Genomic DNA, 13,026 nt, shown 5'->3' on the forward strand with positions numbered 1-13,026 from the left:
CTATGCCACCTCCACGGACATCAGCATGAGCTCGCGGCCGCTGAGGACTTCGACGTCCGCGCTTCCGCAAGGGCACAGCAGGATGGGATCGTTCAGGGTGAATTCGTCCCGGCAGCTGCGGCACCGTCCCCGGCCCTGTGGTTCCTCGATCCGCAGCCTCGCGCCGGCCAGCGGAGTGCCGGCCGCCGCCACGTCAAAACAAAAGCGCACGGCATCAGCCAGTACGCCCGAAAGGGGTCCGATCCTCAGGTTGACCGCCGTGACCGTCCGTTCGCCTGTGCGGTTGAGAACGGCGTCGACAAGGCCCTGCGTGATGGAAAGTTCGTGCATGATCGCGCCCCTTCCTGCCAAGATAGGCTCGCCCCCGGCAAAACGCAACCGTCCGGATACCGGCCCGCCGTTCCCCGCGCGAACGTACAGTTGTGGCCCCTGCTGAGCGGCATTTTGGGGCCACAAGTGTACGTTCGCGCTGAGTCCTTCGAGCCCGGCATTAGGGTGGGAGGATGCCGTCCTTCCAGACCAGACTCAAGATCACCGGGCTTAGGCCGGGCAACCCTCCCGAGGCCGTGATGGACACTGCGGTCGAGGTCCTGGGATCGCGGCACCATGTGGAGTCGCACCAGCTGGAACTGGCCGGCGGTGTCCCGCAGCTGAACCTGCGGTTCCTCGTGGAGCCCACCGAATACAACGGTGAGAACAGCGCAGCCCGGGAATCGGCAGCCGTGATGCGTGACGCCGTCGAACGCGTTGCGCTGACAGGCTCACTGTCGGTTCTCCGCCGCAGCCGCGGCCGCTGGGCGCCCGTTTAGGCAGCGGTCCCTGAGGGGCCGTCCGGCTCGTCCACAGGGGAGCGGTCCCCGCGGCGGCGCGTGACGATCAGGCCCACGACGGCGCCGATCACCAGGCCGACCGCCACACCGATCAGCGAACTCGCCCAGAACGGCAGCCGCGTGGCGGAGCCGGTGAAGTAGCCGAGGCCCACGAGCCACGTTGCCCACAGCACGGCCCCCAGTCCGGCGCACAGGCTGAAGCCCTGGGTGGAAACGTCCGCGATACCGGAGGCGGCGGAGGTCGCGAGCCGCCCGCCGGGGATGAACCGGGCGCCGATGATGGTGCCGTAGGTGGAGGACCTGCCCGCCCTGGCAATTGCCTCGTGGATGCCGTGGTGGATTTTGCGGCCCCACCTCCAGCGGTCCAGGATGTGGCTCAGCCGGCGCTTGAACAGCTGGAACACCACCACGTCGCCCACCCAGGACGCGGTGGCGGACAGGGCGCCGACCAGGAACAGGTTTGCGCGTCCTTCGGCAGAGAGCGCGCCGCCGGTGATCAGGACCATCTCGGACGGGATGGGCGGAAAAATTGCATCGCCGAGCACTGCCGGAACGATCCAGAAGTAGATCGCGGTGCTCCAGGTGTCCGGGTTGCCGAAGTCCATCTGCACAAAGTACCGCACACGGACGGAAACGCGCCGGGAAAACCGCACAGTCCGGCGGGCGCCTACGATTGGGCGCACCGCAGTGCCACACTGGCTGCATGCGGATAGAGATCGTAGAGGGTGACATCACCGGGCGGCCGGTGGACGCGGTGGTCAATGCGGCCAATTCCTCGCTGCTGGGCGGCGGCGGCGTGGACGGCGCTATCCACCGGGCGGCGGGGCCGGAACTGCTGGCCGCCTGCCGGGAGCTGAGGGCGACAACGCTCCGGGACGGGCTGCCGGTGGGCGCGGCCGTGGCCACCCCCGGATTCGGTCTGCACGCGCGCTGGGTCATCCACACCGTCGGACCCAACCGGCACGCCGGGCAGACCAATCCGGCGCTGCTCGCGTCCTGCTTCAGCGAGAGCCTGCGGATTGCCGAAGAACTGGGTGTCCGCTCGCTGGCCTTCCCCGCGGTGAGCGCCGGCGTCTACGGCTGGGACGCCCGCCAGGTGGCGCAGATAGCCTTCGACGCCGTCCGGTCCTATGCGGCCCGCCCTGCCGAAGGCGGCGTGGAACTGGTGGAGTTCGTGCTCTTCGGCCCGGACACCGTGGCGGTCTTCCGGAGCGTCCTTGAAGGTGCTGCCTAGCGGACTTCGCTCAGCCGGAGGCCGCTGCGGTACTCCACGGGCTTCTTCGTGACGGGGTCCGTGAACCGGATGCCGCGTGCCAGCAGCTGGAGGGGCTTGGTGTAATCGTCCGGCGCCTTGTCCAGCAGTTCGGGGTAGAACGGGTCGTGCAGGATGCCCAGCCCCAGCGAGGCCATGTGCACGCGGAGCTGGTGGGTTTTCCCGGAATGCGGCTCGAGCCGGTAGAGGCCGCGGCGTTCCGGGGCGCCGCTTATGTGAGGGCCGCCGTCGAACGTCCGCAGCAGGTCGATCCGCGTCTCCGCGTTCGGTTCGCCGTCGATGACCTCCGCCAGAAGGTAGCTGCGGGACTTGGTCATCCGGTTGCGGACCACCACCGGGAAGTCGACGGCGGGGTGCCCGGGAGCCGGTTCGGCTGCGGACACACACTCGTATTCCTTCTGCACCTGGCGCTTCTCGAACAGCACCTGGTACTTGCCGCGGGTCTCCGGGTTCGTCGAGAGCAGGAGGATGCCTGCGGTCATGCGGTCGAGGCGGTGCATCGGGATCAGGTCCGGGAGGTCCAGCTGGTTCCGCAGCCGGACAAGCGCCGATTCCTGGATGTAGGTGCCGCCGGGGGTGGTGGGCAGGAAGTGCGGCTTGTCCACCACCAGGATGTGATCGTCCTGGTGCAGGATGTTCAGCTCGACCGGCAAACGGGTTTCCGGCGGGAGCGTGCGGTAGTACCAGATGAAGGTGTGGTCCTCGAGCCTGGTGCCGCGGTGCAGGGGGATGCCGCCCTCGCCCACGATCTCGCCGGCGTCGAACCGGTCCTCGATGCCCTGCGGGTCGATGTGCCCCCAGCGGTGCATCATGTAGTCCATTGCGGTGTCCCAGGGTCCCTCGTCCGGAAGGCGCAGACGGGTCGCGTTCACGCCGTCGCGCACGGGAAGCGGGGATTGCATCACCGGTCCATTCTACTTTGCGCCGTGTCTCGCCCGGCGCCCGCCCTCCGCGCCGTGCCCCGCCTCCCGCTACCTGCGAGCCCGTCGCGGCGCCGCCGTCGAAATCGCTGGAAGACTGCCGCCCCGCCGGAACTCTACGGCGGCCGCGCACCGTTCCCGCGATTCCGCCGAACGGACGAGAAAAAAGTTCTTGACAAATAAAATTGTCGGTACAGATACTTGGACCATGTTGGACATCGAAGTGATCGAGGACCCGGCCGCCGCGGAGGCTTCGCTGGACCCCATCCGGACCCGGATCCTCCAGGAGCTGGCGGAACCGGGATCGGCCACGCAGCTGGCCGCGAAGGTGGGGCTCCCGCGGCAGAAGGTGAACTACCACCTCAAGGCGCTGGAGCGGCACGGCCTCGTGGAACTGGTGGAGGAGCGCCGCAAGGGCAACGTCACGGAGCGCCTGCTGCGTGCCACGGCGGCGTCATACCTCATTTCCCCGGTGGCGCTGCAGCCGGTGGCGCCGGATCCGCGCCGTTTCGCGGACCGCTTCTCGGCCTTCTGGCTGCTGGCGCTCGCCGGCCGCATGGTCCAGGAAATGGGGAAGCTCATCACCGGCGCTGCCGCCGCACGGCAGAAACTCGCCACGTTCGCGATCGACGGCGAGATCACGTTCCGCACCGCCGCGGACCGGGCTGCGTTCGCCGAAGACCTCGGCGTGGCGGTCACCCGGCTCGTGGACAAGTACCACCATGGCGGCGCCGGCGGGCGGAAGCACCGGCTCGTCGTCGCACTCCACCCGGCACTCAAGCCGCAAAACACAGACTCAACCAATGCCACCCCAGCCAAGGAGCAGGTCAATGACTGACGACCGGAACTTCGAGATAGTTTTTGACACCGAGCTGCCCGGCACCCCCGAGCGGGTCTGGGAAGCCGTAACCAAGGGCACCCCGGGCTGGATGTTCCCCACGGACCAGTGGCCGGACGTGAAGACCGTGGAGGAATATCCGCACCACCTGGTCTCGCGCATGGACGGTCCGGACGGCTGGTTCAACCAGCTCGAGCACGTCCTGGAACCGCTCGACGGCGGCCATGCCCGGCTCCACTATGTCCACAGCGGCATCTTCGCGGACAACTGGGACCAGCAGTACGACGGCGCCAGCAAGCACACCGAGTTCTACCTGCACACCCTGGGCCAGTACCTGAAGCACTTCGACGGCCAGCCCGTGGTCTTCACCGACATTCAGGGTCCCGCCGAATCGCAGACGCCTGACGGTTTTGTGCAGCTCAAGAAGGCGCTCGGCGTGGACAGGGCGGCGCAAGGCGACAGTTTTGATGTGGAGGTCGACGGCGTCGGGCGGCTCACGGGGCAGGTGGACTTCTCGAACGCGAACTTCCTGGGCCTGCGCACCGGCGACACCCTCTACCGCTTCTTTGGCCGGAACGCCTTCGGAGCACCCGTGGGCATGACCGTCCACGACTTCAGCGGCAGTGGCGACTCCGGAGCCACCGCCAGTGCGTGGGGCGCGTTCCTCGGCAAGGTCTACGCGTAGGGCCGCAGGCGACGCGGGGCCCGCCCTGCGACGCGAAAAGTGCCGGACGACACCCGGATTCCCGCGTCGCCAGGTGTTATGCGCGTCGCCAGATGTAATGCGCGTCGCCAGGCACTATCCCCGTCGCCAGGGCGGACGCGCGTCAGGCGATGGCGGCGGCGGGGGAGTCCCTGAGGGTCCGGCGCAGCTGCGGGGCGGCGTCCAGCCGGTCCTGGGCTGCCCGGAGCGCGAGGACGGCCGTCTCCAACTGGTCCGGCGGCAGCGTGAACGGAATGCGGAGGAAGTTTTCAAACACCCCGCCCACGCCGAACCGTGGGCCGGCGGCGAGGCGGATACCAAGGTCCGGGGCGATGACCGTCAAAGCCGTGCTGCTGGGCGACGGCAGCCGGCACCACACGGCCAGCCCGCCGTCGGGCCTTTCAGCTTGCCACTGCGGCAGGTGCGCCTTGAGCAGCTCCAGCAGCGCGGAACGGTTCTCCCGGAGCGCGGCCAGGCGGGCCGGCATGGGATCGGCCAGGTTCCGCACCAGGTGGGCGGCCGCCAGCTGCTCCACCACCGGGCCACCGAGGTCCATCGTGGTCCGGACAGCGGCGAACCTCTGGATCAGGCTCTCCGAAGCGCGGATCCAGCCGGTGCGCATGCCCGCCCAGTGCGACTTGCTCAGGGAACCGATAGAGACCACGGCGGGACTGAAGGAAGCCAGCGGAGCCGTTGTGCCGCCGCCGAGGTTCAGGGCACGGAGTGTCTCGTCCGCCACCAGGACAGTGCCCGACGCAGCGGCGGCGCGGACCAGCCGGCGGCGCTGCGCATCGGGCATCAGCCGGCCTGTGGGGTTGTGGAAGTCCGGGACGGTGTAGGCCAGGCGGGGCCGCTGCTGCATCAGGGCTGATTCGGTCGCGTCCAGGTCCCAGCCGCCCGCCAGTGCCGGCGGCATGGGCACCGGGACCATCCGGCAGCCCGTGGCGCGGATGGCGTCGAGGGCATTCGGGTAGGTGGGCTGCTCCACGAGGACCTTGTCCTGCTTGCCGACCAGCGCCCGCAGCACCACGTTGAGGGCATGCTGCGCGCCGGACGTCACCATGATTTGCCCGGCTGTGGTGGGGACGCCGGCGTCGGTATAGTGGCCGGCGATCGCCTCCCGAAGGGCCGGAACTCCCAGGGCGTCGTACCCGAAACCGGGCAGCAGGGCGGGCAACTCGGTGAGGGCGGCGGCAAAGGCCTGGTGCACCGCTTCGCCGCTGGCAGGGAGCGACGCGTACGCGAGGTCGATGACGCCGTCGGGAACCGCCAGGCCCGGCGCCCCGGACAGTCCCGCCCGCGAGTCCCGCCCCTGTCCTGCCGTGTAGGCCGTCCGCGGCAGGCACGTGCGGCCGCGCGAGCCCTGGCCGCTGCTCAGGAATCCCTGTTCCCGCAGGCTGGCATACGCGGCCGTCACCGTGGTGCGGCTGACGGCAAGGGTGGCGGACAGGGTCCGCTCGCTGGGCAGGGCGGTGCCCAGCGGGATGCGTCCGTCAAGGACCAACAGACGTACGACGTCGGCCAGCTCGCGGTAGGCGGGAGCGTTGCCCCCGTGCCACCGGCCCAGGAGACGGGCGAGCGCGGTGGGTGTGAGTGATCCGGACATGAGGCCAGTATTTCAAACTGGCCATGGAAAGCAAGGCCAGTTCTGGCGGAGGATGGTTCAATGATGATCCGCAGACTTGTACAGCTCTTCACCGGCCTCGCCATGTACGGCATTTCGCTGGCCCTGTTCATCCGGGCGGGGCTCGGACTCGACCCCTGGGACGTGTTCCATCAGGGCATTGCCGGCAAGACAGGCCTGAGCATTGGCGCCGTGGTCATCATCGTCAGCTTCCTGGTGCTCTTGCTCTGGATCCCGCTACGCCAGCGGCCGGGCTTCGGCACGCTCTGCAACGCCATCCTGGTGGGCGTATTTGCCGACGTCGGGCTCGCCGTGATCCCCGCGTTTTGCCACCTCGGAGGCCAGATCGCGCTGCTGGGTGGTGCTGTGGTGCTCAACGGCATCGCCTCCGCGTGCTACATCGGTGCCCGCTTCGGCCCCGGCGCCCGCGACGGGCTCATGACCGGCCTGGCCCGGCGCACCGGCTGGTCCGTGCGGTTGTCCCGGACACTGATCGAAGTGGTGGTGCTCGCCGCGGGCTGGCTCCTCGGCGGATCGGTCGGCGTGGGAACCGTTGTTTATGCGCTGGCGATCGGCCCGCTGGTCCAGCTGCTACTGCCGTATTTCATGGTTCCGGCCGCAATTCAGGCCGGAGAGCCGGCATCAGCTGGAGGCGTCCGGCCCTCCGGCGGCGGAGGCGCCGGGCAGTCCGCCGGTTCAGAGTCCCGGGACCGCGAGGGCGAGTCCGAGGCACCTGTGGCCGCCTCCTAAGCCGCTTCGTTCCGCGGCAACAACAGCGTCAGGATTCGGGCGGGCCCAGCAGCGGCTGGCACGTGGGACAGAAGTAGATGTCGCGTTCTTCCGTGACCACCGCCGGCGAAGCGCCCCGGGCGCCGTTGCCGGGAACGCTGTTGCCAGGCACGCTTTTGCCCAGGACACCGTGGCGGATCGGGGTCCGGCAGCGCAGGCAGGGCTGGTGCTCGCGCCGGTACACCCAGTAGCCCGGCCGGCCTGCCGCCCGGCCCACCGGCGTTCCGCGGGCGTTGAGCAGGGTGGTCCGGCGGCCCGGTCCGAGGTTCGCCTCAAGCAGCTGCTTGGCGTCGGCAAACATGGCGGGCCAGTCCTTCACCGCGGCAACCGGCGACGCCGGGTGGATACCGGCCAGGAAGCACACCTCGCAGCGGTAGATGTTCCCGATGCCGGCGAGGTTGCTCTGATCCAGCAGCGCCACCCCGACCGGCACCTCGGGCCTCGCCGCCACGCGGCGCTCGGCCTCGGCCGGGTCCCAGTCCGGGCCCAGCAGGTCGGGGCCAAGGAACCCCACGGCCTTGTCCTCGTCGCTGGTCTTGATCACCTCAAGCAGGCCCAGGGAAAATCCGACGGCGTCGGCTGCGGCGGTGCGGAGCACGCACCGGGCGGTGAAGCCCGGCTTCCGCCACCTGCCGCCGGGCGGGTAGACCTGCCAGCTGCCCTCCATCTTCAGGTGCGAGTGGATGGTGAGCCGTTCCTGGGCCGGGCCCACCAGCCGCATGAGCAGGTGCTTGCCGCGGGGGAGCACCTCCTCCATGGTCCAGCCGGCCAGGTTCAGCGTGGCGAAACGGGGCACACGGAAGTCGGACGCGAGAACCTTCTGGCCGGCGAGGGCAGCATGCAGCTGGCTGGCGGCGCGCCAGACGGAGTCGCCTTCAGGCACGGATCCTCAACCCCTTCGGCGTGGAATAGGCGCCGGCGGCCGTCAGCGCCGACGCGGTGGGAGTCTCGAGGATGTCATGGCCATTGACCTTTTCCATCACAAGCTTGTCCACAGCGCCCCGTTTTACGACGTCCACGAGGGCGCCGGCCGCGGCGGCGAGGACGGATTCGTCCTCGGTGAACACCAGCAGCGTCTTGCCGCCCCTTTCGACGTACAGCACCAGCGCGCCGTCGACCAGCACCACCAGGGCACCGGCTTTGCGCCCGGGACGGTGGCCCGTACCGGCCTCGGCATCCGTGGCGGGCCACGACAGGGCGGCACCGTAGGGGTTGGCCGGGTCTGTTGCCGCCAACGCCAGAGCCACGGGTTCCGGCCTGGCGAGCTGCGTGTCCTCGGTATACGAGCGCAGCCGGTCGACGGTTGCGGGCACGGCGAACTGGGCGGCCCCGAGATGCTCGATGAAGTAGCCCCGCCGGCACCGTCCGGCCTCCTCCAGCCGCGCCAGGACCTTGTACATGAGGCCGAATCCGCCCAGGATGTTCTCGGCCATGACGGATCCGCGGGTGACCACGCCGTATCTGTCCAGCAGCAGCTCCGCGGTGGCGCGGGCGTGGATCGTGGGATCGAGTTCGGGCGTCGGGAGCGCGGACCAGCGTCCCGCCGCGAGGGGCGGGGTGGGCGCCGCGCCGCCGGCCGTGCCGTAGCGTCCGCCGGACAGCCCCGGCGAGCCGAGCAGGCCCGTGCCGTGCGACCGTCCGAGCCGGCTGAGGCGGGGCGCCCTGGCCCGCGGCGCCCGCGCAACCTGCCGGTGGGCAGTGTGTCCGCCGGCGATCAGGGCCCGGACCGGGGCGAAGGTGTCTCCCGTGATCCGGCCGGCCCACGCCAGGTCCCAGATCGCGGACACCACGTCCTGGTCGCCGAGTACCGCATCCATGCCGCCGGCAATGTCGGTCAGCTGCCGGAAGAAGTAGCCGCCGCCGTTGGCCTGCAGGTGGTCCAGCAGCCGCCGCTGGGCGTCGCCCGGCTCAAAATCGAGGGCCGGGTTCAGTGTCAGTTCCACCGAGTCCGCCAGGTGCAGGCTGATCCAGCCGTCGTTGCCCGGAAGCGAACCCGCACCCGACCAGAGGACTTCCCCGGCGGCCATGAGTTCGTCGAGCATGGCGGGCTGGTAATTGGACACCCTGCTGGCGAGCACCAGCGGTTCCCAGGCAGAAGCCGGAATCGGCACGCCGGAGAGCTGGTCCACGGCTGCGACGATGCCGTCGAGTCCGCGCAGCGCCGGCTGTCCCCGGCCCGCGCCGGGAGTGCGGATGTTCTGCCAGGCCGGCAGGAACCTGCCGTAGGCGGTGATGTCCACCGGCTCCACCTCGGCCCGCAGCGCTGCGAGCGAGCGGCGGCGGAGCCTGCGCAGGACCTCGGCGTCGCACCACTCGCTGCCGGCCAGGGCCACCGCCGCCGATGCGACGGCCGAGGCAGCCGCCGCTTCCGTGACGGGGTCAAGGCCGGAACCGGAATCCGGCCCGGACAGGGCCACGACGCCTTCATGGGCGGCGGGCTCGGCGGCAGGGGCTTCGGCGTGGGGCCGGAACTCGCCCTCCACCACGCGGCCGTCGGCTGCCAGCCGCTTCAGGGCAGTTCCGACGACGGCGGCACCAAGTCCCAGCCTGGCCGCGGCTTCGGTGGCGGTAAACGGACCATGGGTGCGGGCATAGCGCGAGACGAGGTCGCCCAGCGGGTCCGCCACCGGCTCGATGAAAGCCAGGGGGACGCCCATGGGCAACGGCACACCGATGGCGTCGCGCAGCCTGGCAGCGTCTTCCACCGCGGCAAAGCGTTCGGCGCCGGCAATGGTCACCTTGATGGCGCGGTTGGCCCGCTGGAGGACGGCGAGGTGGGCGCCGGCTTCGGCCAGAGTGGCTTCGGACGGCGCGGTGTCGGTCTCGGCAGGCTCAACCAGTGGGTCTGGTTCGTCAGGCTCAACCAGGGCAGTGGCTTCGGCAGGCTCAACCAGCGGGGCATCGGTTTCGACGGACTCAACCGGCGGGGCAAGCCTGGCGGCGACCTCCCCGGGGTCCAGGGGGCCGAGCAGTCGGAGCAGATCGGCCACCCCCTCGAGGCCGCGGACTTTCCGGTCGGGGGCAAGGCGCTGCAGCTCGCGTTCGGTGGACTCGATGACCCGGGCGTCCAGGAGCTCGCGCAGCTCCACCCGGCCCAAGAGTTCATTCAGCAGCGTGGAGTCGAGCGCCAGCGCGGCCGCCCGGCGTTCGGCCAGCGGGGAATCGCCCTCGTAGAGGAACTGCGCCACGTAGCCGAACAGCAGGGACTTGGCGAATGGGGACGGCTGCTGGGTGGTGGTCTGGACAATCCTGAGTTCACGCCGTTCAACCGAGGCGGCGATGTCCTTCAGGGCGGGCAGATCGTACACGTCCTGGAGGCATTCGCGGACGGTTTCCAGCACGATCGGGAACGACGGGTACTTGCGGGCGACGTCCAGCAGCTGGGCGGACCGCTGGCGCTGCTGCCACAGCGGCTGCCGCTTGCCGGGCGTTTGCCGGGGCAGCAGCAGGGCACGCGCCGCACACTCACGGAAGCGGGACGCAAACAGGGCGCTGCCGCCCACCTCGGCGGTGACAATCTGCTCCAGTTCCTCGGGATCAAACAGGAACAGCTCGGCACCGGGCGGCTCGTCCTCCATCATGGGCACGCGGAGCACGATGCCGTCGTCCGCGGCCATGGCCGACCCGTCCAGCCCGTACCGCTGGTTCAGCCGCTGGCCCACGGCGAGGGCCCAGGGCGCATGGACCGGCATGCCGAACGGGCTGTGAAGAATGACCCGCCAGTCGCCGAGTTCGTCGTGGAAGCGTTCCACCACGAGGGTGGTGTCGCTGGGGACCACCTCGGTGGCCTGCTTCTGCTCGGACAGGTACTGCAGGAGGTTGTTGGCGGCGAAGTCGTCAAGGCCGCTGGCCTTGCAGCGTTCGGTGGCAGGGCCGACGTCGGACGCTGACAGTTCGCGGACGAACGCACCAAGGGCGCGGCCCAGGTCCACGGGGCGTCCCAGTGAATCGCCCTTCCAGAAGGGCAGTTTGCCGGGCTGGCCGAAGGCCGGCGAGACGAGCACGCGGTCGTGCGTGATGTCCTCGATCTTCCAGCTGGTGGCGCCCAGGGCGAAGATGTCGCCGACGCGGGATTCGTAGACCATCTCCTCGTCGAGCTCGCCGACCCGGCGGCCGCCCTTGGCGGGGGCCGTGCCGGACCCCTTGCCGTCACCCCCTCCCGCAGGTGAGGCTGACCCCTCCGTCTCCGTGCCGATGATGTAGACGCCGAACAGCCCGCGGTCCGGGATGGTGCCGCCGGACGTGACCGCCAGCCGCTGTGAGCCGGGCCTGCCCTCGATGGTTCCGGCATTGCGGTCCCAGACGATCCGGGGGCGGAGTTCGGCGAATTCATCCGAGGGGTAGCGCCCGGCCAGCAGGTCCAGCGTCGCCTCGAAGGCGGACCGGGGGAGCGTGGCAAACGGGGCGGAGCGGCGGATGGTGGAGAACCATTCCTCCACGTCGATGCTGCCCAGTGCGGTGGCGGCAACGGTCTGCTGGGCCAGGATGTCCAAGGGGTTGGCGGGCACGCTCAGGCGTTCGATCTTGCCGTCCAGCATGCGTTCAACGGTGATGGCCGTGTGCACGAGGTCGGCCCGGTGCTTGGGGAAAAGGTAACCCTGGGAAATCTCGCCCACCTGGTGCCCGGCGCGGCCCACCCGCTGCAGGCCGCTGGCCACCGAGGGCGGGGACTCCACCTGCACCACGAGATCCACGGCGCCCATGTCGATGCCGAGTTCCAGCGAGGACGTGGCCACAACGCAGCGGAGCCGGCCGGACTTGAGGTCGTCCTCGATCAGGGCGCGCTGGTCCTTGGACACGGAGCCGTGGTGGGCGCGGGCCAGCAGCGGTTCGGCCCCCGCCGTGCTGCCGGCCTGCGCCATCATGTGCGCAGGGGTGCCGGTGGACGTCGGGACGCCTGCGGGCACAGACGGAGCGGGATCACCCCAGCCTCCGCCCACTGCCAGGAGCTGGCGTTCCGCGTGGATCTCGTTGAGCCGCGCGGTCAGGCGTTCCGCCAGCCGCCGCGAGTTGGCAAACACGATGGTGGACTGGTTGGCCAGCACCAGGTCCACGATCCTTTCCTCCACATGCGGCCAGATCGATGCCTGCGGCTGGAGCCCGGAGGCCGGGCCGGAATCGAAGGCTCCGGCGGCGCCCTGCAGATCGGACATGTCCTCCACGGGAACGGACACCGTGAGGTCCCAGTTCTTCCGCGACGGAGGGGCCACGATCTCCACCGGTGCCGAACCGGCCAGGAACTGCGCCACCAGCTCCCGCGGTTCGACGGTGGCCGAGAGCCCGATCCGCTGCGCAGGCGCCGGCAGCAGGGCGTCAAGCCGCTCCAGCGAGACCGCGAGGTGCGCTCCCCGCTTGGTGCCGGCCACGGCGTGGACCTCGTCCACAATAACGGTGTCCACCTCGCTGAGGGTCTCCCGTGCCTTGGATGTGAGCATCAGGAAGAGGGACTCGGGCGTGGTGATCAGGATGTCCGGCGGGTTGCTGAGCAGCGCACGGCGGTCCGAGGCGGGGGTATCGCCGGAGCGGACCCCGACGGTGATCAGCGGCGCCGGCAGGTCCAGACGTTTGGCCGTCTGCGTGATGCCGATCAGGGGAGACCTGAGGTTTCGTTCGACGTCGACGCCAAGCGCCTTGAGCGGGGATATGTACAGTACGCGGGTTTTCCGCTTGGGCTTCCGGGCCCGTGACGGCTTGCTCGTGGCCCCGGCCGGGGGTTCTTCCAGGCCCGGCAGGACCTCAGCCCCGGGTAAAGCCTGCGCCGCGGCAGCAGGCGCAGCCGATCCGGACACGAGGAGCCGGTCCAACGCCCACAGAAACGCCGCGAGGGTTTTGCCTGAGCCCGTGGGGGCAACCACAAGAGCATGTGAGCCGGACGAAATCGCATTCCACGCCCCTTGCTGGGCGGGGGTGGGCTCGGAGAAGGCGCCGAGGAACCACTCCCGGGTGGGCCGGCTGAACTGGCCCATCGAGTCCCCTGGTGACGTGCCGGCGGGCTCCTGCGACTGCATGCCTCCATCATGCCTCACGGCACTGACAGCCAGAGGAGCAT

The 13,026-nt window shown here is 69.8% G+C and carries 11 protein-coding genes; 5 read left to right on the forward strand and 6 right to left on the reverse strand.

The genetic code is table 11. The annotated features are described in order from the left end of the window. A complete protein-coding gene (locus ACFRAH_RS11975) occupies positions 1–330 on the reverse strand; it encodes a hydrogenase maturation nickel metallochaperone HypA (protein WP_377991102.1) in 330 nt (109 codons plus the stop codon). Positions 331–503: 173 nt separating this feature from the next. On the opposite strand from ACFRAH_RS11975, the gene ACFRAH_RS11980 reads away from it, so the two are divergent. Next, positions 504–809: a hypothetical protein gene (locus ACFRAH_RS11980; RefSeq protein ID WP_377991103.1), complete on the forward strand. Its 306-nt coding sequence runs from the start codon at positions 504–506 to the stop codon at positions 807–809. On the opposite strand, the gene ACFRAH_RS11985 is transcribed toward ACFRAH_RS11980, so the two are convergent. Further along, positions 806–1,435 (reverse strand): DedA family protein, encoded by a 630-nt coding sequence (locus tag ACFRAH_RS11985; RefSeq protein WP_377991104.1) that lies wholly within the window; start codon positions 1,433–1,435, stop codon positions 806–808. The two genes, ACFRAH_RS11980 and ACFRAH_RS11985, sit on opposite strands and share 4 nt — an antisense overlap. Positions 1,436–1,533: 98 nt before the next feature. Between ACFRAH_RS11985 and ACFRAH_RS11990 the strand changes: the two genes are divergently transcribed. Next, positions 1,534–2,064, forward strand: coding sequence for an O-acetyl-ADP-ribose deacetylase (locus ACFRAH_RS11990; RefSeq protein ID WP_377991105.1), 531 nt, complete (start codon positions 1,534–1,536; stop codon positions 2,062–2,064). Here ACFRAH_RS11990 and ACFRAH_RS11995 read toward each other — a convergent pair. Next, complete coding sequence (locus ACFRAH_RS11995; protein ID WP_377991185.1) at positions 2,061–3,005, reverse strand: RluA family pseudouridine synthase; 945 nt, start codon at positions 3,003–3,005, stop codon at positions 2,061–2,063. The two genes, ACFRAH_RS11990 and ACFRAH_RS11995, sit on opposite strands and share 4 nt — an antisense overlap. Positions 3,006–3,231: 226 nt before the next feature. Between ACFRAH_RS11995 and ACFRAH_RS12000 the strand changes: the two genes are divergently transcribed. Both ACFRAH_RS12000 and ACFRAH_RS12005 read left to right on the forward strand, forming a co-directional pair. Next, the gene (locus ACFRAH_RS12000; protein ID WP_377991106.1) at positions 3,232–3,861 is read left to right on the forward strand and encodes a helix-turn-helix domain-containing protein; all 630 of its coding nucleotides are present in this window, start codon (positions 3,232–3,234) and stop codon (positions 3,859–3,861) included. Then, positions 3,854–4,546, forward strand: a complete 693-nt coding sequence (locus tag ACFRAH_RS12005) for an SRPBCC domain-containing protein (protein WP_377991107.1) — start codon at positions 3,854–3,856, stop codon at positions 4,544–4,546. The genes ACFRAH_RS12000 and ACFRAH_RS12005 overlap by 8 nt, the downstream gene beginning before the upstream one ends. Before the next feature lie 142 nt (positions 4,547–4,688). Here the strand turns inward: ACFRAH_RS12005 and ACFRAH_RS12010 are convergent, their stop codons facing one another. After that, complete coding sequence (locus ACFRAH_RS12010; RefSeq protein ID WP_377991108.1) at positions 4,689–6,170, reverse strand: PLP-dependent aminotransferase family protein; 1,482 nt, start codon at positions 6,168–6,170, stop codon at positions 4,689–4,691. 60 nt (positions 6,171–6,230) lie between these two features. Here ACFRAH_RS12010 and ACFRAH_RS12015 point away from each other — a divergent pair, with 60 nt between their 5' ends. Then, positions 6,231–6,938: a YitT family protein gene (locus tag ACFRAH_RS12015; RefSeq protein ID WP_377991109.1), complete on the forward strand. Its 708-nt coding sequence runs from the start codon at positions 6,231–6,233 to the stop codon at positions 6,936–6,938. Between the two features lie 28 nt (positions 6,939–6,966). Here the strand turns inward: ACFRAH_RS12015 and ACFRAH_RS12020 are convergent, their stop codons facing one another. Then, positions 6,967–7,860: an Fpg/Nei family DNA glycosylase gene (locus ACFRAH_RS12020; RefSeq protein ID WP_377991110.1), complete on the reverse strand. Its 894-nt coding sequence runs from the start codon at positions 7,858–7,860 to the stop codon at positions 6,967–6,969. Continuing rightward, a complete protein-coding gene (locus ACFRAH_RS12025) occupies positions 7,853–12,985 on the reverse strand; it encodes a DEAD/DEAH box helicase (RefSeq protein WP_377991111.1) in 5,133 nt (1,710 codons plus the stop codon). Before ACFRAH_RS12025 ends, ACFRAH_RS12020 begins: the two co-directional genes overlap by 8 nt. Positions 12,986–13,026 lie beyond the last annotated feature (41 nt).

It is taken from the genome of Arthrobacter sp. NPDC056727, from assembly GCF_042790555.1.
Lineage (GTDB): Bacteria > Actinomycetota > Actinomycetes > Actinomycetales > Micrococcaceae > Arthrobacter.

Bases quoted from the DNA above. Each gene is read 5' to 3' on its own strand.
- ACFRAH_RS11975 (WP_377991102.1), bottom strand. From the start codon at position 330: ATGCACGAACTTTCCATCACGCAGGGCCTTGTCGACGCCGTTCTCAAC.
- ACFRAH_RS11980 (WP_377991103.1), top strand. From the start codon at position 504: ATGCCGTCCTTCCAGACCAGACTCAAGATCACCGGGCTTAGGCCGGGC.
- ACFRAH_RS11985 (WP_377991104.1), bottom strand. From the start codon at position 1,435: ATGGACTTCGGCAACCCGGACACCTGGAGCACCGCGATCTACTTCTGG.
- ACFRAH_RS11990 (WP_377991105.1), top strand. From the start codon at position 1,534: ATGCGGATAGAGATCGTAGAGGGTGACATCACCGGGCGGCCGGTGGAC.
- ACFRAH_RS11995 (WP_377991185.1), bottom strand. From the start codon at position 3,005: ATGCAATCCCCGCTTCCCGTGCGCGACGGCGTGAACGCGACCCGTCTG.
- ACFRAH_RS12000 (WP_377991106.1), top strand. From the start codon at position 3,232: ATGTTGGACATCGAAGTGATCGAGGACCCGGCCGCCGCGGAGGCTTCG.
- ACFRAH_RS12005 (WP_377991107.1), top strand. From the start codon at position 3,854: ATGACTGACGACCGGAACTTCGAGATAGTTTTTGACACCGAGCTGCCC.
- ACFRAH_RS12010 (WP_377991108.1), bottom strand. From the start codon at position 6,170: ATGTCCGGATCACTCACACCCACCGCGCTCGCCCGTCTCCTGGGCCGG.
- ACFRAH_RS12015 (WP_377991109.1), top strand. From the start codon at position 6,231: ATGATGATCCGCAGACTTGTACAGCTCTTCACCGGCCTCGCCATGTAC.
- ACFRAH_RS12025 (WP_377991111.1), bottom strand. From the start codon at position 12,985: ATGCAGTCGCAGGAGCCCGCCGGCACGTCACCAGGGGACTCGATGGGC.